Origin of the sequence: Robertmurraya sp. FSL W8-0741, assembly GCF_038004005.1 — a bacterium.
Lineage (GTDB): Bacteria > Bacillota > Bacilli > Bacillales > Cytobacillaceae > Robertmurraya > Robertmurraya siralis.
On the sequence record NZ_JBBOQG010000001.1, the window covers coordinates 3520645 to 3546070 of the forward strand.

Annotated in this window: 19 protein-coding genes; 5 read left to right on the forward strand and 14 right to left on the reverse strand. The window is 38.0% G+C overall.

The annotated features are described in order from the left end of the window. Nucleotides 1-22: 22 nt before the first annotated feature. Nucleotides 23-1879, reverse strand: coding sequence for a beta-glucoside-specific PTS transporter subunit IIABC (locus NST02_RS17020; RefSeq protein ID WP_095311177.1), 1857 nt, complete (start codon nt 1877-1879; stop codon nt 23-25). Nucleotides 1880-2050: 171 nt separating this feature from the next. Further along, nucleotides 2051-2893: a BglG family transcription antiterminator LicT gene (gene licT / locus NST02_RS17025; RefSeq protein WP_095311179.1), complete on the reverse strand. Its 843-nt coding sequence runs from the start codon at nt 2891-2893 to the stop codon at nt 2051-2053. 431 nt (nt 2894-3324) lie between these two features. Here licT and NST02_RS17030 point away from each other — a divergent pair, with 431 nt between their 5' ends. Then, nucleotides 3325-4425: a metallophosphoesterase gene (locus NST02_RS17030; protein ID WP_137742715.1), complete on the forward strand. Its 1101-nt coding sequence runs from the start codon at nt 3325-3327 to the stop codon at nt 4423-4425. Nucleotides 4426-4576: 151 nt separating this feature from the next. Here the strand turns inward: NST02_RS17030 and NST02_RS17035 are convergent, their stop codons facing one another. The 7 genes from NST02_RS17035 to NST02_RS17065 all read right to left on the reverse strand — a co-directional run bounded on the left by NST02_RS17035 (nt 4577) and on the right by NST02_RS17065 (nt 13931). Continuing rightward, nucleotides 4577-5251: a formate dehydrogenase subunit gamma gene (locus NST02_RS17035; RefSeq protein ID WP_137742714.1), complete on the reverse strand. Its 675-nt coding sequence runs from the start codon at nt 5249-5251 to the stop codon at nt 4577-4579. Continuing rightward, on the reverse strand, nt 5241-6050 hold the full coding sequence (locus tag NST02_RS17040; protein WP_137742713.1) for a 4Fe-4S dicluster domain-containing protein: 810 nt from the start codon (nt 6048-6050) through the stop codon (nt 5241-5243). The genes NST02_RS17035 and NST02_RS17040 overlap by 11 nt, the downstream gene beginning before the upstream one ends. A gap of 16 nt (nt 6051-6066) precedes the next feature. Then, complete coding sequence (locus tag NST02_RS17045) at nt 6067-7239, reverse strand: aminotransferase class V-fold PLP-dependent enzyme (protein WP_137742712.1); 1173 nt, start codon at nt 7237-7239, stop codon at nt 6067-6069. Next, a complete protein-coding gene (locus tag NST02_RS17050) occupies nt 7239-8102 on the reverse strand; it encodes a formate dehydrogenase accessory protein FdhE (protein WP_137742711.1) in 864 nt (287 codons plus the stop codon). The genes NST02_RS17045 and NST02_RS17050 overlap by 1 nt, the downstream gene beginning before the upstream one ends. A gap of 21 nt (nt 8103-8123) precedes the next feature. After that, nucleotides 8124-11138, reverse strand: a complete 3015-nt coding sequence (gene fdnG, locus NST02_RS17055) for a formate dehydrogenase-N subunit alpha (RefSeq protein ID WP_137742710.1) — start codon at nt 11136-11138, stop codon at nt 8124-8126. Nucleotides 11139-11530: 392 nt separating this feature from the next. Continuing rightward, a complete protein-coding gene (locus NST02_RS17060) occupies nt 11531-13099 on the reverse strand; it encodes a hypothetical protein (RefSeq protein ID WP_137742709.1) in 1569 nt (522 codons plus the stop codon). A gap of 253 nt (nt 13100-13352) precedes the next feature. Further along, on the reverse strand, nt 13353-13931 hold the full coding sequence (locus NST02_RS17065) for a TetR/AcrR family transcriptional regulator (protein WP_095311197.1): 579 nt from the start codon (nt 13929-13931) through the stop codon (nt 13353-13355). Between the two features lie 179 nt (nt 13932-14110). Between NST02_RS17065 and NST02_RS17070 the strand changes: the two genes are divergently transcribed. Continuing rightward, the gene (locus tag NST02_RS17070; RefSeq protein WP_137742708.1) at nt 14111-14869 is read left to right on the forward strand and encodes an SDR family oxidoreductase; all 759 of its coding nucleotides are present in this window, start codon (nt 14111-14113) and stop codon (nt 14867-14869) included. A gap of 266 nt (nt 14870-15135) precedes the next feature. On the opposite strand, the gene NST02_RS17075 is transcribed toward NST02_RS17070, so the two are convergent. Further along, nucleotides 15136-15573 (reverse strand): hypothetical protein, encoded by a 438-nt coding sequence (locus tag NST02_RS17075; RefSeq protein ID WP_408014787.1) that lies wholly within the window; start codon nt 15571-15573, stop codon nt 15136-15138. A gap of 360 nt (nt 15574-15933) precedes the next feature. On the opposite strand from NST02_RS17075, the gene NST02_RS17080 reads away from it, so the two are divergent. Next, the gene (locus tag NST02_RS17080; protein ID WP_095311203.1) at nt 15934-16236 is read left to right on the forward strand and encodes a DUF378 domain-containing protein; all 303 of its coding nucleotides are present in this window, start codon (nt 15934-15936) and stop codon (nt 16234-16236) included. 143 nt (nt 16237-16379) lie between these two features. Beyond that, on the forward strand, nt 16380-16553 hold the full coding sequence (locus NST02_RS17085) for an asparagine synthase (protein WP_095311205.1): 174 nt from the start codon (nt 16380-16382) through the stop codon (nt 16551-16553). A 194-nt stretch (nt 16554-16747) separates the two neighbouring features. On the opposite strand, the gene NST02_RS17090 is transcribed toward NST02_RS17085, so the two are convergent. From NST02_RS17090 to ahpC, 3 genes are all read right to left on the reverse strand, one after another. Beyond that, a complete protein-coding gene (locus NST02_RS17090; RefSeq protein ID WP_095311208.1) occupies nt 16748-19432 on the reverse strand; it encodes a sensor domain-containing protein in 2685 nt (894 codons plus the stop codon). Between the two features lie 474 nt (nt 19433-19906). Continuing rightward, nucleotides 19907-21439, reverse strand: coding sequence for an alkyl hydroperoxide reductase subunit F (gene ahpF, locus NST02_RS17095; RefSeq protein WP_137742707.1), 1533 nt, complete (start codon nt 21437-21439; stop codon nt 19907-19909). An 11-nt stretch (nt 21440-21450) separates the two neighbouring features. Continuing rightward, nucleotides 21451-22014: an alkyl hydroperoxide reductase subunit C gene (ahpC, locus tag NST02_RS17100; RefSeq protein WP_137742706.1), complete on the reverse strand. Its 564-nt coding sequence runs from the start codon at nt 22012-22014 to the stop codon at nt 21451-21453. Nucleotides 22015-22450: 436 nt separating this feature from the next. On the opposite strand from ahpC, the gene NST02_RS17105 reads away from it, so the two are divergent. Next, entirely contained in the window at nt 22451-24148 is a 1698-nt protein-coding gene (locus NST02_RS17105) for a M3 family oligoendopeptidase (RefSeq protein ID WP_095310134.1), read from the forward strand. A 220-nt stretch (nt 24149-24368) separates the two neighbouring features. On the opposite strand, the gene NST02_RS17110 is transcribed toward NST02_RS17105, so the two are convergent. Further along, the gene (locus NST02_RS17110) at nt 24369-24758 is read right to left on the reverse strand and encodes a DUF5661 family protein (protein WP_170943576.1); all 390 of its coding nucleotides are present in this window, start codon (nt 24756-24758) and stop codon (nt 24369-24371) included. Nucleotides 24759-25426 lie beyond the last annotated feature (668 nt).

A 25426-nucleotide genomic window follows, 5' to 3' on the forward strand; every position in this document is an offset into this window, starting at 1 on the left:
TTTACACAGCGGTCCTCATTGCTTACAAAACAACTGCGGTCAACAATACATCTTGCTTCTTAACCGATTGTTGCTCGGTTTCTATGACATCTGTATAATCATTTGAATTCGTAATAATAACAGGAGTGGTCACATCATAGCCAGCTTCCTTGATTTTCTCTAGATCAAATTCAATCAAAAGTTGACCTTGCTCAACATCATCATCTTGGTTGACATGTGTTTTAAAGAATTCTCCCTCTAGTTTGACAGTATCAAGGCCGATATGAATTAAGATTTCAGTATTAAGATCTGAAGTTAGACCTATTGCATGTCCTGTGTGAAACAGGGTTGTTACTTTCCCTGAAACTGGAGAGAAAACTTTTCCATCCTCTGGCAAGATAGCAATGCCTTTGCCCATCGCTTCAGTAGAGAAGACAGGATCATTTACTTGGTTAAGTGGAACAATTTGTCCAGTCATTGGAGAAAGAATTGTTGAGCGTTCAACGGGCTTCGTTTTTTTCGGTTCTTCTTTTGGTGAAGGCTCTTCTGTCCCTTCTTCATCAAAACCTAAAATATAAGTTAATGCAGCAGTTACAGTAAATGCGATCGTAATACTAATAATGTAATACACAAACGTTCCTGTCATAAATGCAGGGAGAGTAGTTAACGCAGGGAAAACATATGCCATTACCGTTGTATTCATTGCCCCTGCAAAACCTCCACCAAGCATTCCCCCAATTACTGCCGCGATCATAGGACGCTTGTATTTAACCGATAAACCATACACAATCGGCTCGGTGATACCAGCAAGAATAGCAGGCATTAACACTGATATCGCTGTTGATTTTAGCTTTTTATCTTTTGCTTTCAAGAATACACCAAATGCAACACCAGCTTGGGCAAACGTTGCATTCGCAACCGGTGGGCGAATCGTATCAAAACCGGTTGTACTAAGGTTGTTAAGCATTGCTGGTACAATCCCCCAGTGAATACCAAACATAACAAGGAATGTCCAGCCGGCTCCTATGACAGCACCTGTCACCATACCACTAGTGCCACTCAAGTAAGAGATCGCATCACCAATCCAGTTCCCAAGGAATACACCTACAGGACCGATCACACCGGCTGTGAGTGGGACCATAATTAGAAGTGATAACATTGGGACCGCAAACATTTTGATTAAATTAGGAATGTAACGATTCAAGAAACGCTCTAAATATGAAAATGCCCAAATCGCTAAAATAGCAGGGATGACGGTTCCGCTATAACCCATTAGAACGATAGGAAGTTTCGCAAATTCAACGACATCACCAACTTCACTCATTAGACCCGTAAACTTTGGTTCAAGTAGAGCCGCCATAATCGCAAATGACACAAATTGGTTTGTGCCAAATGCCTTCGCTGCTGAAAAAGCGAGCACAAGTGGGAAAAAGTAAAATACTGCGTTAGAAGCTGCACTTAATATCAAATACGTACTGCCTTCTTCAGACATCCCGAAATAGGTTGTCATGATTACCAGCAGAGCTTTCAGCATACCTGAACCTGCCAGTAATGGGACTATCGGGGTAAAGATACTTGACATGATATTAAACATGCGGGCAATTGGATTGCCTTTCTTTTCATCTGTTGCTTTCTCTGAAGATGCTACTTCAATTTTGTACATGCTCTTAATCGTTTCAAAAACATCCGCAACATGATTGCCGATTACAACCTGAAATTGACCGTTGCTTTCGACAACCGTGATAACACCATCGGTATTTTGCAATTCCTTTTTATTGAACTTGCTTGCGTCTTTAAGTTTAAAACGTAGGCGTGTCATACAGTGATATAAGCTTTGTACATTTTCTTCTCCACCTACACCATCGATAATTGACTTAGCCAGATTTTTATAATCTGCCATTGTAGTTTTCCTCCTATCTGTCATCTTTCTTAGTTTTTCAATAAAAAAACCTGAAATGAATACAGAGTCCACAGCTTGCGACCGTTGTTGATCGCTGCTGTTTCCTTCTCTGTTTCATTTCAGGTAATGCCTTTTACAGTAACACCCTGAATAATTAAGTTGTTTGTATCGTTATCCTTCGTTTCGGCTCGTTACACGGTTTATATGAAGGACTAGATAGACCATTTCTGCTTTTGAAAGAGAAACCCCATAACCATTTGCCACATATTTTTCAATCTTCTTGATACATTCAAAAGCTTTTTTATACTTATGCTGAACTTGCTCGTATAAATAGTCATCATCCTGATGTCCGGTATCACCGGAAAGTATTCGTTGTGCAAAAAATTTAAGATGGGTGACAAGTCTTCCATAATTCCAGGAATCCTCATCGAACTCAATTCCAAAGTGGTATTTTATAATTCCGAGAATATCTTGAACGAATTGAGTAATTTTCACCGTCCTGTTGACTTCCTCCCCTTCCATTTGTGCATTGGCAAAATGAAAGGCGATAAACCCCGCTTCATCCTCACTGAATTCGACACCGACTTTAGCCTTGATAATCTCGAGTGCTTTCAGGCCAATCTCAAATTCTGTCTTGTACAATTTCCTCGCTTCCCATAGCAATACGTTATGGATATCTAGGCCATCCTTATATCGTGAAACAGCATAGTAAATATGGTCTGTCAAAGCCAAGAAAAGATAGTCACCTATTGGCGTTTTGATTTTTGTCCTTGCATACTTAATAATTTCTTCGGCAATCTCAGCGTACACAACCGGAACTTCTTTTAGCAGATTTGCCATTTTCAATGAAAGGTTCTGGGATTGAAGGGTAAACACCTTGCTGATCTTCGACTCATCAATAATATCTCCCGGCTTACGATTAAAGGCTATCCCATTTCCGAAAACAACAACTTCCTGGTGGTTTTCGTTTTTGGCCAGTACAACATTATTGTTCAGTGTTCTCTTAAGAATCACAGCACCATCCCCCCTTTTCATTTCAACATTGCACTTGATTCTAAAAAATTTACCCTTTTAATTTGGACAAAATAACCTATTTTTATGTTCCCACCACAAATCAAGAATAAAATAAAAAACCCGAATCTGCATGCAAGAAAAAATGTTCCCTTGCTTGTTTGCAAATTCAGGTTATGCCTTCTTCAGTAACACCCTGATAATCATTAAATTATAAGTGAAGCGCTTACTTATGTCATTATTTTAATATATGATGAAACTCTTGTCAAATATATTTTAGATCGCTCTTAATTCGTCCAATAAAAATGGGTCACGTTTGCTTTCCTGATTAGAAAAAAAGAACTTTGCCGAGAGAAAATATGAAAAATAGCTATTAATATACTTGACTACCATTGTCTTGTTATACTAATTAAAAAAGGAGTTTGCTAATACATATGTTCATTCTTATTTTGCTCATCGCCATGCTGTTGTATGGCGCGATTGTCTACTATATCGGTTGGGTAGGCTATCGTTGGATTCGACCAGAATCATCAAGCCGGCGCTTTAAAGCGCTTTATATTATCATCGTTGGATTGACAGCAAGTTCATTTATTGTCGGCCGCATGTCTGGACTCACATTTGTAAATATTGTTGGCGCATATTGGATGGCTTGCTTGTATATGTTAATACTTTTAGTTCCACTTGCCCATATTACGGTTATCCTATTACGATTCACCCCATTACCAAAGAAGAGAACGCAAAAATGGGCTGGTTATGTTACGCTTGGCCTACTCATATCTTTTTTAGGATATGGCAGCTTTAACGCGTACAGCCCTGTTGTTAACAGCTATGAGATTACAGTCGAAAAAGGTTCTTCCTCACTTGATAATCTGACAATTGCAATGGCAGCTGATACTCATTTCGGTCTGCTCTCCGGAAAAGATCACGCAGAGCGGTTTGTCAAAGAAATAAATGCACTTCATCCAGATTTAGTCCTTCTACCAGGTGACATTTTTGATGATGATATCCAGCCATTTCTTGATCAGAAGATTGATCAAATCTTAAGGAAACTCGAAGCACCTTATGGTGTCTATGCTTCACTCGGTAATCACGACAAACATGATGGCATGATGCAAGAGCTTATCGATGCGTTGGAAGGCAGTGGAATTCATGTGCTATATGATGATGCAGTGAATATTGAAGATCAATTGACCATTATCGGTCGAAAAGACAAAACGGATACCAACAGGCTTTCTTTAAATGCCCTAATGAATGATGTCGATCTTACAAAACCAACCATTTTACTTGATCATCAGCCATATGAGCTTGATATTGCCGAGCAGGAAGGCATTGATTTAATGGTGTCCGGTCATACACACGGAGGGCAGGTCTTTCCCGGAAATCTAATTACGAATGCGATGTATGAAAATGACTGGGGCCATTTGCAAAAGGAGCAGATGCACTCGATCGTCACAAGCGGCTTTGGTTTCTGGGGGCCTCCTATTCGGATTGGGACACGTTCTGAAATCGTCAATATTCAAGTAAAATTTGAATAAAATTTTGTATTAATGCTTTCGCAAAAAACTATTCTCTGCCAATTTCAAACAAAAATAAGCAATGAATGATGATTGTTCAACTAGAGAATTAATTCACTTATCCAAAAATCAGGAGCTTGTGTATTGACACACAAGCCCTTTTTTGAGTTCCCTATCCAAGCTTGCGTTCTTCTTTATCTTCTTCCTTCAATTCATCATACCAACGGCCATGATGCTCCTCCGCATACTTCTCTGTCACATCCCCTTTAAAAATTCCATTTAATGATGGTTTTGCTAGCTTTACAGACATATAAATATGAGCAATAGCAACAGCTGCTGAAAGTCCTAAGCCGACATTATGGACTGGATATGCCCACAACACAAAACCTTGAGGGAAATATTGAGGGAACCACATTACAATACCAGAGCCAATTAGCATAATCGCTGTCACAATCATTAACCAAGAGTTAATTTTTTCTCCCCCGTTAAAAAAGTCTTGCTTCGGCGTCTTAGCCTTCAAACCAAAAAATTCTTTAGGAAATTGGATTAAAAACTGAATATCATGTTTTTTCCATGAAAATATATTTTTGCTCCACCTTCTTAACCCTTGGCGGTCAAAGAAAATTAAAATCGGGAGCGGCAGCATAAATGTCACTGCTGCAATACGGTGCACTAAACGGGCGCCAGCTGGACCACCGAACACAGGGTAAAGCCAATCGAAAAATTCAGTGTACATTGGCAGGGCAGAAATATAGAGTATAAAAAATGAGCCTGCATTTACCCAGTGTGAGATAATAAAACCTTTATTAAAGCGTTTTACCATTCTCGGATTGCCTCTATTGCTCATGATCCTCTCCTCCTTCTGCTCCTCCTTTTTCTTTTTTCATCGCATGGGTGATAATGGAGCCGACAACCGCCATTGTAGTTGCTCCTAACATCATTTTTCCTGCTGGTTGAACGACATCTTTCCAGATTGCTAGACTCGTAGGAACTTTTGGACTTTCAGGCAGGCCAAACGTTGAAGGATGATCAGTCAAAACATACATCATTGTTGTCCCTCCAACACCATTAGACTGATCGACCCCATAAAGCTGTGCATTCGGGTAATCCTTCTTAAGCGCCTCTAACCTTTTTTCTGCTATCGCTGTCATTTCTTCTCTTGTCCCATACAAAATTGCATCCGCAGTACAGGTTTGTGCACAAGACGGCACCATCCCATTTGCAATTCTATCCTCGCACAAATCACACTTGGTGCTCTTATTTGTTGTTTTATCAATTTTGGGAACGCCAAATGGGCAGTTGGTTGCACAATATCCACAACCGACACATTTATCATAATCAAAGGAAACGACACCGTTATCTAATTTTGTTAATGCATCCTCCGGACATGCCTTCGCGCATGCAGGGTCGCCGCAATGCATACACTGGAACTTAAGAAAATCCCAGCGGAATTGGCCATTTTCATATGTTTCTTTCATTTTTATTAAATTATAAGTTGTTGGACTTAAATCACTATGGGACTGAAATTCTCCCTCAAATGGCGTAGGATCTGCTGGGAGGTTTTTCCATTGTTTACATGCAACCATACAAGCTCTACAAGCGGTACATTTCGAGATATCATGCAGCATTGCTATTTCCTGTGCCATACATTCACTCCTTTCCTTAATACCAACCTACTTTTGTTGACGTTATATTTTTTATCGCCTTTAGGAATTCTTTTAATTCTAATTTAGTCGTAAAAAAACCTGGACTGACTCGTATTGTTCCTTCTCCATCATCACCGTATGTGCCGATTGTTTTATGTGCTGACGGAGCACAGTGAAGACCCGTTCTCACATATATTCCATAATTTTGATTAAGCATATGTCCGATATCCTCAGGATCCCAGCCTTTGATTGTAAAAGATAGAACGGCTACTCTCGCTTCATCGGGTGAAGGCCCGTACAGGATAACTTCCTCGTTATAAGATAGCTTTTCCCAAAGATAACGTAAATGGGCGAGTTCTGTATCCGCAATGGTCTCTATACCAGTATTTTCAATAAAGGTTAGCCCTTCTCCAAGGGACAGTATTCCTGGAATATTATGTGTTCCAGCCTCGAAGGCTTCCGGCCAATTAACAGGCTGTGATTCAGATTTAGAGTCAAAGCCTGTTCCTCCTTCTCTCCATGCTTTCAAGCCTTCAATACGAGAGCCAATCACAAGTCCTCCTGTCCCTTGCAGCGCAAATAATCCTTTATGTCCTGCAAAAACAAGCATATCGATATGCTGCTTTTCCAGATGCAGAGGTAAAACACCAGCTGTTTGAGCGGCATCAACTAATAGAAAAGCACCGCGCTTCCGTACCTCTTTCCCAATTTCTTCAATCGGTTGAATTGCCCCTGTCACATTTGACGCATGACTGACAACAACCAACCGTGTTTTTTCATTTATTTTTTCATATAAAGCTTTCGTATTGAGATATCCTTTCTTATCACAAGGAATAATATCTAAAACAATTTTTCCTTGTGATTCAAGGCCACGGAGCGGACGCAGGACAGAATTGTGCTCCATGCTCGAGATGATGACATGGTCACCATCTCGAACAAATCCCTTTATTGCCATATTTAAAGCATCTGTTGCACTATAAGTAAATACAACGCGAAAATCCTCTAGAACGCCAAAAAACTTGGCTAACTGCTTTCTTATCACAACAATCTCATCGTTTGCTTTTGCTGAAATTTCATGCATGCCTCGACCAGGTGTTCCAACGCCACGCGAAATCGTTTCAAATACTCTTTCTAAAGAATGAGGCGGTTTTGGAAATGATGTAGCTGCATTATCTAAGTAAGCTTTCATTATATGTTTATTAAGTGAGTACCCATTTTTACATACCCACGCTCCTTAAGTAATAAATCGAGATGTAAAGTCATCCAATCAAGAAGTGCAGCCTCTTCCTCTCCTTTATTGGTATAGACTTTGATATAACTGTTGCAGCTATTGCATACATCAACACGTATATCCTCTTCCTCATTTATTTCCATAATGCGCAGCAAATTCGGATCTTCATTTTTACAATAAGGGCACCCCATTCTTTTATAGAGCCATTGTGACCTACAGCATCCACAAATTAAATGTCTTTTTCTCCCTTTATTGCTTCGTTTTAATTGAGCCATATTAGGAAGTGCCCCACAAGTAGGACAGTACTCTCTATTCCATGATTGCTGCCTTTCCCATTGTTGTAGCTCTGATAGATGTGGCTGTAAAACATAAGAAAGTGCCGTCCAGCCTAGAAACCAAATGATCCCTTCATTCAATTGATGCTTTTCAATGATTTCACCGAGAGTTTGATAGTCTTCATTCATTAAAGAATGAATAACAGCTCTTATAAAAGCTTCATCCTGCTCCATCACTTTGCCTAAACTCGAACAACTGGCTCGAAACGGCTCAGGTACCTCTTTGTAGTCTGCCAATGATGTTAAAGCCTTCAACGCTTGACAAGCTTGTTCAAAAATTGGAACAGTTACATGTTCACACTTTAAAACGGGTATCCCTCTATTAAATTCATCCTTCGCCGCATCTAAATTTTTCATTTTCTCCACCTTAAATGGTACTTGGTCAAGAATCGTTTCAATGACTTCATGAAAACGGGCGATATCCTCTAAAAATGGCCGATCTTGCAACCATTTTTCTTTAAGTGTAAGTTGTTTCGTCATAGTCATATTGAGTCCCCTATTGCTTTATTAAGCTTTCTTAATGTTAACAAGACAAGCTTTTGTTTCTTGAATCCATGTGTTTGGATCACCTGCATCTATCGTTAATAGATTTGTACTAGCAGCCGTACTTAAACCTTTATAGCCCCAGTTGTAAGGCATCCAAACCACCGTAACTTCCTCACCATTGATCTGCAACGGTTGAATGCGATGTGTCACCATCACTTTTACCTCAATTTCACCACGTGCTGAGCTAACTGCCACACGGTCACCATTCTTAACACTTAATTTATCAGCTAACTTCACCGGCATTTCGATATAAGTCTCTTTCACCAATTCATTCAGCCAAGGTACATTTCTTGTCACTGAACCTGCACACCAATGTTCTGCAATACTTGAAGTGCAAAGGACATATGGGAAATCTTCTTTCTTCCCAATTGGTTGTTTCGCTTCTATCCTTGGATATTTTAAGCAAGGGTTGATAGCGACATTAGGATGAAGAATATTTGTTGTCGGACTTTCCACTGGCTCGTAAAATTCCGGAAGCGGACCATCTGCTGGAACGCTTGAAACATCACGTGGCAAAGGCTCATAAGTAACATCCGGATCATGATAAGTATTGGCAATGAGGCGGCCAACACCTTCCCCTGTCATTCTGAACGGCTTGCGTCCTCCTGGTTGATCTGGTCCATCATTGATATTTCCAACGTCTGGTATATCATATCCCGTCCATCTTCCTTCAGCAGCATCCCACCAAATGTATTTATTTTTTTCGTCAAAAGGCTTTCCATTTATGTCAGCCGAAGCTCTGTTGTAAATGATCTTAATATTTCCAGGCCAGCACCACTTAAATTCAGGAAACACACCTAACCCACTTGGATCGCTATTTCCAGTACGCATAGAATGATTTCCTTCTTCTGTATATACACCTGCGTATAACCAGTTACCCGAGCTTGTTGAGCCATCATCTTTTAAGGCGCTAATTCCCGTTGCTAGTTTGCCTGTTTTTAAATCATAGCCATTAATCTCTTTTAATACTGCATCTGCCATACTCGTATTTTCTTTTGGGTATTCCCATGTCATTCTCTTAAATATTTCATCTTTTGGATCAGTAGAATTTTTATATAAATCTCTCATTTTTGTATAAATTAAATCGAATATTTCGAGATCGCTTTTTGCTTTACCGACCGGTTTGATTCCCGTATATCGCCATTGAACAAGACGACCAGAGTTCGTTAATGTCCCCTCTTTTTCCAGGAAGGAAGCAGCAGGGAGGAAAATAACCTCTGTTTTTATTTCAGAAGGATCAACACCTGGTTTTTCCCAGAAACTTGCTGTTTCTGTCATAAATAGATCATTGACAACAAGCATATCTAGTTTACAGAATCCTTCGTGTACGAGATTCAAGTTAGGACTTGTCACCATCGGGTTTTGCCCAACGATATACATAAATTTCATCGTGTTATCTAACGCTGTTTCAAAGATTCTATAAATTGAATAGTTTTTGTTGGCATCCTTTTTCGGCAGCCAACCATAACCAAAGTCATTATCAGGCGTTGCATTTTCACCGAACCATGCTTTTAGAAGGTTAACAAAGAATCTCCTTCTAAATGTGCCGTTTTTCTTTGTCCAATCTTCCAATGTAGGTTGATTCGAGTTCGGCCAGTTAAAATACCCAGGAGCATAATTAAAAAGTAAGGCAAAGTCTGTTGAACCTTGAACATTCGGTTCACCGCGCAAAGCATTAATGCCCGTTCCCGGCTTCCCAACATTTCCTAAAAGTAATTGCAGCACTCCAAATGAACGAATATTTTGAACACCTACCGTATGCTGCGTCATTCCTAAAGCATACATAATGGTACCTGGTCCAGCATTCACATATGTATCCGCTATCAACTTGATCGTTTCAACGGGAATGCCGGTAATATCTGAAGCTACTTGAAAAGTGTAGCGACTATAAAATTTCTTTAATTTAGTAAATCCACATTGCGGATCATCAAGGCTCGTGCCGATGATTGGTGTTCCTTCCTCATTAAGCTGATAAGACCATGAGTCTGTTGCATATTTTTTTTCTTCCTCATCATAGCCAGAGAATACCCCATTATCGAACGAGAAATCTTCGTTCGTATAATACAATGCATTTGTATGAGTTCTTACAAATTCCTCATTGTATAATTTATTCTCCAAAATATAGTTAATAATGGCACCTAAAAAAGCAATATCCGTTCCTGGGCGAATTTGTGCATAAATATCTGCTATTTTTGAAGTTCTCGTATAACGAGGATCGACATGAATAACCTTCGCACCATTTTCCTTTGCCCTCATAATCCATTTCATGGACATGGAATGGTTTTCAGCGGCATTACTGCCTTCAATTAAAATAACTTTAGCATTTTTTAAATCGATCCAATGATTTGTCATCGCGCCGCGACCAAACGAAGCCGACAAACTGCCGACTGTTGGACTGTGTCATAATCGGGCTTGATGCTCGATATAGGTAACACCTAATGCACGGGCCATTTTTGCTAACAAATAACACTCTTCATTATTATTTTGTGCTCCACCTACGATGCTGATCGCTTCAGTTCGATTAGCCGGATAATCCTTCCCGTCTTCGCTGTCCTTAGTTATCCAATTTTCATCGCGAACTTCCTTCATCTTTTTCGTCACTTTATCAATCGCTTCATCCCAGCTAATCTCTTGCCATTTATCACTCCCAGGAGCACGATATAATGGGGTTTTAACACGTTGGTCAGAGTTGGGCACAACTGACATGGATGCTCCCTTACTACAAAGAGAGCCTTCATTAATGACATGATCAGGGTCACCCTCTAAATTGATTAATTTCTCATCTTTCACATGGCAAATCATTCCACAACCAACTGAACAAAACGTACAGACAGATGTAAATTCTTTAGAATCTTCCAATTTAAACTCTTTTGTCGAAGCCTTTATCTTCTTTACATCAAATCCAAGCTCTGTTATCGCCAAGCCTACCCCAAGTACACCGGAAAGCTTCACGAATTCCCTTCGATTTATCTTCATCCCTTAACCTCCCCAGCGTGAACGTTCTTTTTCAATGTCATGAGCAAACATTCCTCCCTATGAAAAGCTTTATATGTCTTTTTAGACATATATAAATCGCTTTCATTTTTACAGAATATAAAAAAGTATTCTATAACATATGTCACAGTAGACATATATGGAGGAAAGGCTCTTATTTTTTGAGATGATCGAAAGAACTATACAAAAGGCGAATAATTTCATATTTAAGACAAATTAACTGGTTTAAATTCCGAACAATCAAAAAAATAATAAAATTTTTATTCGCAAATAAACGATAAACTGTTTAAATGTCGGTACAAAATAATTTTACGGTTGCAACCGTATAAAATTACAAATTTAATGTAATTGTGACCATTTTTTGAAATTTACCTTTACTCCGTTAACCACTTGTAGATTTCTAGTAACGTTTTTTCCATATTGCTGTGTCCACCCAAATAAAAAAGCGGTGTTCCTTTTTTGTTCATCTCTTTCATCACTTTCTTATAAAATGCATGTGATAACACTGCTGTATTAATAAAAACCGCATCAACTCTTTTTATCTTGGAGATATCTCTTGTAATTTCATCCGTTTCAAACAATTCAACAGAAGGTAACCATTCCTTTAATTTTTGTTGCCAATTAAGAGAACCGCCAATTATGACAATATTCATAGATTTTATATACTCAATCATCGTTCTAAGAGAGGGAGCTTTCTCTTCCACATTTTCTTCTGTTCTCTCCACTTTATAAGCATATTTTCTAAGTGCAAACACCTCTTCAGAATAATCTTCCATATTCTCAATTTGCTGCTCTAATTGCCGAATCATAGAATTTTTTAACCGAAGTTCCTCTGTAAGTCCCTCAACCTCTCGCTGCAATTGCTGATTTTTCAGCTTCCATTCCCTTTCCTTCCTAGAAAGTTCAGCTTCTTGCTCTTTAATGCGCGACTCTTTTGCCTTTAACCCCAAATAGTACTCTCTTTTCGATTGTTCTAAATACATTTGCTTTGTTTCGTGGTAAAGTGAAACAAGACATTTTTGATAAAGACATGTAATCAGAAACAAATCTTGATCGTCATTTGTTATATAATGATATTTTTGCGCATACAAAAGCTCCAAAAAAACAGTATCTAATTCCATTTTGGAGAAGGGGATTTGATTAAGCGCATCCATTTCGTGAATCTGAAGCGTCTTCAGCCACCCTCCAACTGCTCCTATATACCGGGTTGGCGAAACTTCAAATACTTTTTTCTCAGCATCTTCAACGCCTATTTTTGGGTTAGCTTCCTGAATTTTTTTTAATCGGACTGAAATAAGATAGTCTAAAAAAGTGCCGATCGTATCGAAACGAATATTGCGCGGAATCTCGTATTCTCCATATAGCCTCTCTATAGCTTTCTTGTTCTCAGCCAAACTTTTTTTGGAAAACATGACTTTTTGAATTTTCACTTCATTGAAGGTGGCCAATAAAACATTCTGAAAAGACTGCCAAGCAACATTTTCCGTATTAAATGGTTTCCTGTATTGTTTACAGAGGTACCAAAGAACGATATTTTGATAAATCAGATCTATTTCTTTAACTACTTTTATCTTTTTCCTCTTAGCGTAGCTTCTCATGAAATGTTCAAAATCAATTCGTTTATTCAAATGAAAATATTGATAGACAAATTTATATCCTTTTTTAATCAATTTTTCAATTTGTGCAAATTGTTGTGATCTATTGCTCCATTCTAAAATCGCTGCTACTTGTCTAATCTTCTCTTCACTCTTCGTCGAATACATGGAGAATAGCGTATTTCCTTTTAAAGCACTCGTTTGGAATACTTCATAATACTCCCATTCTCTCTCCCTGTAACAGCTGTCAATGTATGGATGCAAATAAGAATTCCCGCCCAGTGCGATACTTAAATAAATATGTAGAATATTTTCGTCAAGCTCAAGATCTTGCGCTTGAAATAACACAACAAGTAACCTCCTTCTAATTTTATTTGTGTTGAACCATTCATCACGAATCAGAAAGATTCTAATGGATCTTTACAGATGCGACTATGATTTTTGTTATATTTCATTATGTTTTATTGAATTTTATAGAAAAAATCAATGAAACAGACACAATTTTGTCACAATTTTCTTTCGCAAAAAGAAACAGGAACGAGCGAAAATCGTTCCTGTTTCTAAAATTAGTTCCTTTCTAACAAGTTTCATAATCTTGATATCATTCTTTTTCATTACGTCTGTTTCCATAAATCTTCAGGATGTTCACCAAATGAATGTTCATTTCATCTGCTGTTTCTTGAAAATCACGACGGTACCACTCAATAACTAATCCTATTATGGCATTGGCTGAAAAGGAATATAAATAATCGCTAGGCTCTCCAAAATAGACAACATTTCTATCTTCAATGCAAATAGCTCTAATTTCGTCAAAAAACATGTAATAATACGCTGTCGAGACTTCTTTAGAAAAAATAATTCTATAAAAATCTTCATATTTTTTGATGTGATGAAAGATACGAACCGTTTTTGGATCTAACTTTTCCACCTCAAGAAACTCTGTATGACGATAGGGTTCGTGATAAGATTCCCTCAAATCGAACATAACTTCTTCAAACAATTCCTTAAATACATCCCCTATTTCTCGGTAATGAAAATAAAATGTACCTCGATTGATATTTGCTTCTCTACAGAGTTCAGTAACTTTTATTTGTGCTAAAGGTTTTTTCTTCAATAGATTCGTTAATACTAGATGTACGTTATGCTTTGTTTTTAAGATGCGCAAATCATGTTTATTCAAATAACCATCTCCCCGTTTTCGAACATATTTTATAATTTTGTTCAATATTGGTCAGTTTGTCTCTTATTGTATATTGAAATTGATTCCCATTTAATACTATGATTTTATTGAACAAATGTACAATAATTGATTACGGGGAGTTGTTGTACATTTCATTAATGTCAAGGGGGATTTTGATTATGAGATTGAAAGACAAAGTAGCTATTATTACAGGTGCAGCTTCAGGGATGGGCAAAGCAATTGCTGAATTGTATGCAAAAGAAGGTGCCAAAGTCGTTGTTTCAGACTATAATTTTGAAGGGGCTCAGGCAGTAGCAGAAGCCATTAACAATGACGGGGGCGTTGCCATTGCAAATCGCACTAATGTTGCAGAATTAGCCGATCTTGAAAATCTATTCATTGAAACAAAAGAAGCATTTGGGAAGCTTGACATCTTAGTGAATAATGCAGGCATTATGGATGGAATGGAGCCGGTCGGAGAGGTTACGGATGAGAAATGGGAGCGCGTCTTTGCGGTGAACACAACTGGTGTCATGCGAGCAATGCGAATTGCAACAAACATCTTTTTAGAGCAAGGTCATGGCGTCATCGTCAATAATATTTCAGCAGGCGGACTCCGCGGTGCTCGTGCCGGTGCAGCCTATACTGCATCCAAACATGCTGTAACCGGATTAACCAAAAACACTGCCTACATGTATGCGCAATCTGGCATCCGCTGTAACGGCATCGCTCCTGGCGGGGTCGAAACGAACATCGGTTCAACAATGACCAACATTTCAGAGTTTGGCATGGGACGCCAAATGACCGGTAGTGGAACAATGCCACGTGTTGGACAACCAATGGAGATTGCGCAGCTTGCCCTCTTCCTAGGCTCAGACGAATCAAGCTTCGTAAACGGACAAGTTATTGCCGCTGACGCAGGCTGGACAGCATACTAATGATGAACAATCCACCCCTGAAAATGACTTCAAGGGTGGATTTATAATACGCAATATACCCATACTATTAATAAATTAATTAATTGCTGATATATCTTTCAAAGTTTCTTCCACTCATCCTCATCAATAAAGCTCTGCATTTCGCAGAAATCCTTTCGATCAGTAGTGCCCTCCTCCGTTTTGACGCATGGCTCTAGTTTTTTAACATTTCTAGGTGAAAATATGCTTTTTATAAACAGAATAATGCTCTTTTCAAATTTTTTTCATTAGAAACAAGTAAACGATTGAATTTGCTGTAAACTTATTCCGAAGTAAACCCAGTTAAATCCAGTCCAACGCCAACCTGCGACAGAGTTTCGACCAACAAAGATTGGGAAAAACCAAAATTGCTGAAAACCTCTTAGCCATACGTAAGTAAACCTAAATAAACAACCCCTTATGCCACCCGGATCAACAGCAAATGCTTCTATTTGTTGTGTTTGTGCAGGAACAAATGATGGCGGTGGTGATGTTGGTGGTCCTCCTGCTTGACTTTGACCAGGAGAGCTAAATGGTGGTTGGAATCCAGGTGGTCCAGAAGGTATCCCTATTGAAGGAAATAATTGGCCAAACAGTCTTTCATTAACGTCTTCGTTATAATAGTAAGGATTCTGGTGATGATGTGAAGATAAATCAGCTTCCCCATTATAAGGAGGATGATACATATTTACTTGACTTGGATACATAAAATACACTCCTAACTTTAGTTAGTTCACACCATCCTATTCTTTGGTCATTAACCTAGTTACTTGTTTTCTAGGAAATGTGTCTTTACCCAAAAAAATAGCTTGTCTCGGATTAACTTTACAAAAATTGAGACAATAAACCACTTTGTCCTTCAAAGTTCTGCTGAACAGTAATCTCATCTCTAATGCAAATCCCTACTACCCAATCCTTTTTTCGAACTTCACTTTAAATTAATTGGAGACAATCAATAAAAATCCCCGAAACAGCTAGTATAAAAACGAATATCTGTACAAATGTTATTACTGTAATCAAATTCATATTTAAAGGAGTTTTTATTTATGAAAATCATTCAACGCATCGCACTGACATTAATTATTATCGGAGCGATTAACTGGGGCCTCATTGGATTTTTTCAATTTGACCTAGTAGCAGCTATATTTGGTGGTCAAGAAGCATTTTTGTCCAGATTAATTTACGGTCTTGTTGGATTGAGTGGATTAATTTGCTTAAGTCTTTTATTTTCGCCGATGAATGAAGAAGTTGAGCGAAACGATGATAGACGACAAACAAATAGAAATCCTAATTATGCAACTGAGTTTGGCGAAGATGCAGATTTATCGAAATTGAAGGATGATGAATAAACTGCTCTAAATGAGGTGAGTGGACAATTGCCCATTCTTTTACACTTTTTATCATAATATTGAATGATAATTATTAGAATTACGGTAATAATATAAATCGGTGTTAATACACCAAGTTAACTTCGATGTGGAGGGGTTTTATTTTGAATATTCGTGAAGGTATGATCCCAACTGTATTAGGTGCCGCAGTTACTGCTACTGGTTACGCTTTAAAACAAAAACGCGGTTCTAATAAAATGATCGCAAATACCGTATTCGGTTTTGGTTTAGCCCACATTGTACTAGGAACAATCGACCTGGTTGAACATCGTCGTTAGCAAGGAGGAGAGCATGTAACGTGCTCTCCTTTCTCATTATTAAATTTTATTGGGAAACCGTATAAAGTAGATTACATCATTTCCATATATCCCCTATCGTGCGGTGTTGGATTTTTTTACCACACACCCCTGTTTCTTCATCCTTTATACTCCGAAAAACGCCATCATTTCAATGAAAAAGCGTACACAGCCTTTTAGTCAGCAGGAGGCTTGAAATGATCTAAAAGTTTCCTCCCCTTCACAGTTTCATTGTTTAAAAAAAGAAACAGATCTTCTTTTGATAATGGATAACTGATGAAATATCCTTGTACTTCATCGGAATTCATTTTTATAATTGCTGCTAACTCTTCCTTTGTCTCAATTCCTTCACAAACTACCTTGATGTTTAAATCATGTGCGAGATTGATCATTGCAGCCGTAATTGCCGCATTCTCCTTTGCACCCGGTAAACCTGTTATAAATGAACGGTCAATTTTAAGTACATCAACTGATAATCTTTTCAAATAGGAGATTGACGAATTGCCTGTGCCAAAGTCATCAATTGATAAACATACGCCTTGGGCACGTAAACTTTTTAAAACATTTGATATTTCTTGGTCATCATTTATAAGCATACTCTCAGTCACTTCAAGTTCCAAAGAACTAGGAGGCAACTGATATTGTTGGAGCATGGAACTTATCGTTTGGTCAAAGTGTGAATGGTATAATTGCCTCACTGAAACATTGACAGAGACTTTTAAATGTTTCATCCCAGACAAATGAAGATGTTTCAAAGTTCGCAAAGACTCCGAAAGTACCCACTCTCCCAAAGGGACGATGTCCCCAGTTTCCTCTGCTATCTTGATAAATTCGCTTGGATTCACTAAACCTAATTCGGGGTTATCCCATCTTATTAAAGATTCAAATGTAGAAGTTCTCCCTGTTTGAACATCCATTCTAGGTTGATACATCAGATAAAAGGCTTTATTCTTAAGAGAACTTTCTAAGCTAGTCTGCAAAATAAACTTTCTTTTTTCTTTTTCGCTTAAATTTGACTCAAAAATTTTAAAATGATCCTTACCACTTGATTTTACAAAATACATTGCTTTATCCGCTTTGCTAATCAGATCATTTATTTCCGTGCCGTGAGTAGGAAATGCACTAATTCCGATGCTCGCTGTCGTACGAAACAATTTATTACCAATGATAAAACCTGCTTTAAAGGAATCCATAATCCCTTTTGCAATTTTTGTAGTAATTTCTAGATCTGGGATATTAGGGATGATGACAACAAACTCATCTCCCCCCACTCGAGCAAGGGTATCTTCAGCTCGAATGCTAGTAAGTATCCGTTTCCCCGCTTCTATAATTAGTTCATCTCCATAAACATGACCTAAATTATCATTAACAAATTTCAAACGATCGAGGTCAATATATAAAATACCCATCATAAGAGAATTATTTTTCGCTTCTTCAAGATGTAATGTCATTAGCTCCAAAAGTCTTCTTCGATTTGGTAATCCTGTTAAATGATCCTGATAAGCTAACTTTTCAATAGTTTTGACATGTTCTTTTTGTTCCGTTACATCTTTAGCGATGCAAAAGACACCTTCTACTTCCGACTTCACAGTGATTGGCATGACGGTTATATCTAAATCAACAAAGTGTCCTTGCTTATGAATGACTTGGAGTTGAACCCTTTTAGGTTCTCCCAGCAATACTTGCACAAATAAACGCTTTGCTGCTTCCGTGTACTCTGGTGAAACGACGTTGATGGCATTTTGGTGTACAATCTCTTCTTTGGTGTAACCAAATGTGCTTAAACCCATCTCATTAATTGATAAAACATTGCCCTCCAGATCAAGTAAAACAACCGTGTCTAAATTATTTTCAAAAAGGGATTTATATTGAATTTCTGAACGTTCTAATCGATCTTCCTCATTGAGTCTTTTTGTCATGTCTTGCATCGTTCCAACAACCATGGTGGCTTGACCTTTATCATCTAGCATGGATTGTGATACGGTATATACCGTGCTTATTGTACCGTCTTTTCTAAGAACCCGGAACACATTCGTAATAGAGCGCCCCTTTAGTTCCTGTTCCTTACTAATTAACAGTACCTCCCGGTCATCGGGATGAACTTTTGATAGCAATAATTCAAAACTTGCTTCCTCATGCTCTGGAATTTCAAGCAGTTCGTAAATGGGGGTGCTCCAAATAAGCTCATCACGAAGAATATCGTATTCCCAATAAAAAATTCCGGCCGTTTTCTGCGCCTGAGTTAGAGCCTTTTCACGTTTCTCCAATTCAATTAGCATAAAATGTTTCTCAGTTCTATTTATTACATTTCCAATAATAACATTTATACCATTAAACACTTCTAGTGAAGGATACAACTCTAAATATAGCTCAGTCCCATCTTTTCTTCGAGCCTTTATTTGGTAATTGGCTACAACATCTTTTCCTTTAAGTCTATCTTTCATGTTTTTAGAAACTATATCGTGAAATTCAACTTCTATGAGATCATTTAGAGCAATTTTCCCTTCATAAAATTCTTCTCTGGAATAGCCAAATAACTCTGCAAAGGCAGGACTAATATACAAGAACCCTTTATCACTTATAATATAAGCAGCTATAGTAGATTTTTCCAAGGTCAGTTTATATTTCTGTATTTCCATTTGGGAAGCAATGTATTTCTGACGTTCTTTCCTTATGTAATTCAAAAATAATAATAATAGTGGTATCAATAAAATCAATAGGATTCCATTAAGGATAAAAGAGGGAACTTGAAGGGGATCGAAAAATCTGTGAATAATAAGTTGGTCTAAAAGAATAAATAATACAACCAATAAGACAAAAAAAGTTACTAACCCTAATGAATAAAATACGGTATATCTCACCTGCCAACCTCCACATTTTTACGAAATAAATCGATCCAAAAAACTCTCGTTTCAAGTAATTATTCATTTATTATTACCAGCATATCGATTCCTTATGAGTTTCTCAAAACCTGTTTCTTTGGATATCATGAAACATCGAGTGATTACATTAAAATAAACAGCCAATCATAAATGATCTCTTGAAGGGATGAATTACAAAGAAAATCACTTTGAAAACAGGCAATATATACTAAAGTTAAAATAATCAGAAATCAGGATATACATGTTGGAAAGTATGCGAAAGCTGACTTCAGTTTCTTTTTCATATATTGACATTGTTAATATAACGATTTCTGGCTCATTTCGTATGAAACCTTAATTTCACACGAAATGAGCCAAAAATCAACACCGAAACATAACGAAGAAAAAGCTGAGATCAAAAAGTCATTTTAAACAACTTTTTGACACAGCTTTCATCTCACCACTTCTACCAACTTAATTTCGAATTAAGTAATCAAAGGCACCTAATGCTGCCGTTGCACCGGAACCCATTGAAATAATGATTTGTTTATAGGCACTGTCGGTACAGTCTCCTGCTGCAAAGACGCCAGGTACCGTCGTTGAACCGCGCTTGTCGACGATAATTTCACCGAGACGATTGCGCTCAATGATGCCGTCCAACCATTCTGTATTCGGTACAAGACCGATTTGAACGAAGACTCCTTCTAATTCAATATGGTGAATTTCTTCTGTTGCCCGATCCTTATACGAAATCCCATTTACTTTGTCAGTACCTGTAATTTCTGTCGTTTGAGCGTTCTTGATCACCGTTACGTTTGCTAAACTGGTTAATCGCTCTTGAAGGACGGAGTCCGCCTTTAGTTCTGGAGCAAATTCAATCACTGTGACATGCTTCACAATACCGGCCAAATCAATGGCAGCTTCAATTCCAGAATTACCGCCACCGATAACGGCTACACGTTTTCCTTCGAATAATGGACCGTCACAGTGAGGGCAGTAGGCTACCCCTTTATTTTTGAACTCTAACTCGCCCGGAACGCCAACATTGCGCCAACGCGCACCTGTTGAAAGTATGACCGTTTTACTCTTTAACACGGCCCCATTTTCAAGTTCAACCTCAACTAGATCCTTTTTCTCTAAACGCTTTGCACGCTGGAGGTTCATAACATCAATATTTTCATACTGTTTTACATGCTCCTCAAGGCTTGCTGCAAGCTTAGGACCCTCTGTGTACTTAACGCTAATGAAGTTTTCAATTCCGAGTGTATCCATAATTTGACCGCCGAAACGCTCCGCGACAATCCCCGTACGAATCCCTTTACGTGCTGCATATACAGCGGCACTAGCACCAGCAGGTCCCCCTCCAACGACAAGGACATCATAGGGTTCCTTGTCAGTAAGTTCTGAAGCATCTGGATCACTGCCTATTTTCGCCAAAATTTCCTCCAGGGTCATACGCCCGCTGCCAAACGGTTCACCATTAAGGAAAACCGTAGGAACAGCCATAATGTCTTTTTTCTCCACTTCTTCCTTAAAAGCAGCACCATCAATCATGGTGTGACTGATTCCAGGATGAAGAATGCTCATCACGTTCAGAGCCTGAACAACATCAGGACAGTTATGGCAAGTCAAGCTTATATAGGATTCAAAGTGAAACTCACCTTCAATCTTCTTCACTTGCTCGATGACTTTCGGATCCACTTTTGGAGCACGTCCACTTACTTGAAGAAGAGCGAGAACGAGTGAAGTGAATTCATGTCCAAGGGGAACTCCGGCAAATGTAATGCCTGTATCCTCCCCGATGCGATTCACACTGAAGCTAGGTGTTCGCTCTAAAGTTGTCTTCTCTACTTTAATGTGGGAAGACATTGATGATATTTCATCTACTAAAGCAAGCATATCGTGGGATACTTGGTCATCTCCAGCACTCACTTTAAGAAGAATGTCACCCTCCATCATCTGAAGATATTGAGCTAACTGTGCTTTAATATCTGCTTCTAATAACATGATATTACTCCTTAAATTTTCCCTACAAGATCAAGACTTGGCTTCAGTGTTTCTCCGCCTTCTTGCCATTTTGCCGGGCAAACTTCGCCTGGATTGTTGCGTACATATTGTGCCGCTTTAATTTTGTTTACCAATGTGCTTGCATCACGTCCGATGCCGTCAGCGTTGATCTCAACAGCTTGAACAATGCCATCTGGATCAATGATGAAAGTGCCGCGTTGAGCAAGTCCTGCTTCTTCATCCAAAACTTCAAAGTTACGAGTGAGTTTTTGTGAAGGGTCACCAATCATAATATACTCAATTTTGCTAATTGCTTCTGAATGATCATGCCAAGCTTTATGTGTGAAATGAGTATCTGTAGAAACGGAGTATACTTCAACTCCAAGTTCCTTTAATGTAGCATATTCATTTTGCAGATCTTCAAGCTCAGTTGGGCAAACAAATGTGAAATCCGCAGGGTAAAAACAAACGACACTCCATTTCCCTTTGAAATTTTCATCACTTACAGTGATAAAATCTCCATTGTGATACGCTTGTGCTGTGAATGGTAATACTTCTTTTCCGATTAAAGACATTTTAAAAATTCCTCCCAAAAATTTATGTAATAAAATTTTATAAAATTTTATTTATAATAAATATTATATAATAGTTATTACATGTCAAGATCACGTGTGTTATTTCACAATATCGTCACAAATATTACACTTTTTTACGTTGAAAGTAAAGTAGATAGTTCCCCTTAAAGTAAGGTTCCGCTCCCTTAGAATTGTTGCACAATTTTCTCAAATATATTCAAGCACCAAATTCCATATTGGTCTCCACACTTGAAAAGTCCCCCCCATCTTTTTTCCTCCAACGATTCTCCCGCCATCAGTTGATTTTCTTCCCATTTGTGATAGTCCGCAAAAGCTATTGGGCCAATTAATTTAAAAAACGATTCTTAGACCTAATATTCAATAATATGATAATATTAATTTTAAGAAAATTTAAAAAGGCGAGGGAGAGGAATTCATGACAAAAGAAGTAAGTCATTCTTATTATAAAGAATTAATAGATTTACAAGATGTAAAAGAGGTAGAAGCTCAAATTCAAAGCTTACTTGACATCCCCATTACATCTGTTACTGACCTAGAAAAGTGGTTAAAAGAAGAACGAAAGTTCATGATAAAAATCGAAGAGGCGATGACAGGTCACCAAGTCGATTTTTATAGGAATACAGAGGATGAGAGCATTAAGTCAATCTATCTGCACGATCAGCAGGTCGTCCAACCACTCTTAATGAAATATGAAGCTAAACTAAATGAAAAATTATGTGAGTCGCCCTATTTTCATCAATTAGATGAAACTCGTTATGGTCTCATGCGACGTGTTCGTGAGTCTAAAATTAAACTGTTCAGAGAAGAAAATATTCCATTAAAAGTGAAAGAACAAGAGCTTTCTACCAAGTACAGTGAAATTATGGGAGGATTAACAGTTGAATGGGAAGGAGAGGAAAAACCTTTTCCATTTATCCAAGCCCAGCTTGATCATCTAGATCGAGCCGTGCGAGAAAAAGCTTATAAAAAGATGGGAACTGCCTTTCGTCAAATTAAGCCTGAAATGGACGCCCTCATGGATGAACTCATTCAATTACGCCATCAAATCGCTTTAAATTCTGGCTTTGAAAATTATCGAGATTATATGTTTGTCGCTAAAAATCGGGAGTATAGTGTCCAAGATTGTTATGAATTTCATGAAAATGTAGAGAAACATATTATCCCAGCTTGGAATCGACTCGCAGCTATTTTTAAATCCAAGCTCGGTGTCGATACATATCGCCCATGGGACAATTCGGCTAAATTGATGAAGAAGCCACCGTATTCCGAAGTGTCTGCGCTTATGGATGGTGTCACGGAAATGTTAGGAAAAACTGACCCCTATTTTGCAGACCGATTCAATCACATGAGAGAGAACGGGTTGCTAGATCTTGGAGAGCGGAAAGGAAAAAGCCCAGGCGGTTTCTGCACCTTCTTACCCGTTTCAGGGGATACCTTTGTTTTTGCGAACTTCAGTCCTTCCTTTTTCTCTTTGATCGCATTAATTCATGAAATGGGCCATGCGGTAAATGGCTACCTTGAGTTTTCTGAACACGGTCCTATTGAACGCTACCAACTCCGCTCGGAAGTTGCTGAATTGTATTCTCATGGAATGGAGTTATTGTTACTGGATAAGCTGGATCGTTTTTATCCAGATGAGGAAGATTTCAAAAGTGCGCAGCGGGAAGAGCTGAGAAGGGCATTTACGATGTTATTCGGCCCATTGTCAGGGGATCTTTTCCAGCATTGGATGTATACAAATCCTAACCACACTGCCAAGGAGCGGGATGAAAAATACTACGAAATCTCGAAACGCTATGGTTTAAATCCTGTTGATACTTCTGGACTTGAGGAAGAAGTTGGGATGAGCTGGGCAGGAACCATTCATTATTTCCAATACCCTTTCTATAATATTGAATACTCCATGTCAATGCTTGGTGCACTCCAATTACTTGAAAATTATCGGAGCAATCCAGAGCGGACTGTTGAAGCTTTTAAAAAAGGGGCAGGTGCTGATTATAATCAATCCATCGCAGCAATTTATGAAGAAACAGGCGTCAGTTTTGATTTTTCTGAACCAGCCGTTAAACGGATGGGTGAATTCTTAGAAAAAATTATCCAAGATATTGATTAATAGAGGTTAAGCACAGGAAGCCGACAAAGGCACAACTAGTTGATATTATCTAGTTGTGCTGTGTTGCTTTACTTGGCAAAATATTTGTCTGTTTACATTCTACTCTCTGTTCAACTAATGTAAAGTTACTTCGATAAATTCCACAAGCGCAGTCACAATTCGTTTTACGGATTAACGGGTGCTTAAATCTTTCAATGCAAATACAAACTATTCAATTAAGTCATTTATTCCAATAAGCTTTAGCTTCATCTTCAAGTACCTTTAATCTTTTGTAATAATCAGGGAACTCATTAAGATGTGCCAAAGCAATTTTTCCAGTAATAATTGGATCATCGCCTGTAACATTGGTCTGGCTCGATATTTTCCCATGTTCTAGCTCTGTATTTACTCCCATCCAAAACTCATCTAAATCAAACTTGCTTTTATTAAAATCAATACCTAAAAGTACAGCGATTGCTGCTGCTTCATCTTTGGAAAATGATTTTACCCGAGTTGTATAGCGATTATTTCTATAACAGTTTGGACTTGCAGTGGTTGGATATAGATATGGCATAGCATAGTGGTAACGGTTAATGAAGCGGTTCAAATTCGGACTATTATAGTTGTACAAAACATATCTCTCCTAATAAAGATAGTTATCAACAATATACGTTAGTTCCCTTTTTTTGAGCATGTCTAGCTGTGTAAAGTACATTTTTTGAAAAGCTCTCTTATCTATAAGGTATTTTACTAACGGGGACGACAACCTAACTCTCTTATTAACATAACTTTTTGAATAACTTTGAAAATATTAGACTACAATCTATTATTTACTACATTTTAGAGCATGATTACTTTTCTGTTGTATTATTTATGATGTACATTGAAAGCAAAGTAAAATTTTAATTTGCCAAAAGAAACGAATTTTGTTTTAGGAGCAGTTATCGTAGCTATGGTTAATCTTTCGTGAAATTTTATTATCAGATTTATAGAGATTATGAAAGAACCAGGGTAAATGCAATTTCTCGAATATAAAGAAAAAAAAAGCACTTACCGAAAAGTGTTCAACACTCGTTTATAGGGTCTTATATTGCTCCATTGTTTCTCAAATTTGAAATTATTTGCGGATTGTCATTTTCAACTTTCTACTTAATTCAACAAAAAGAGATGGTTTCCTTCAATATAAACATTTATGAGTTTTTACTCTCGTGCCAGGCATTCCAACATAATCATATTCGTATTGAAATTTTGAAATGGGTTAGCAAATCCAAAATTTCGTCTCAATGTGCGTACCAGGAT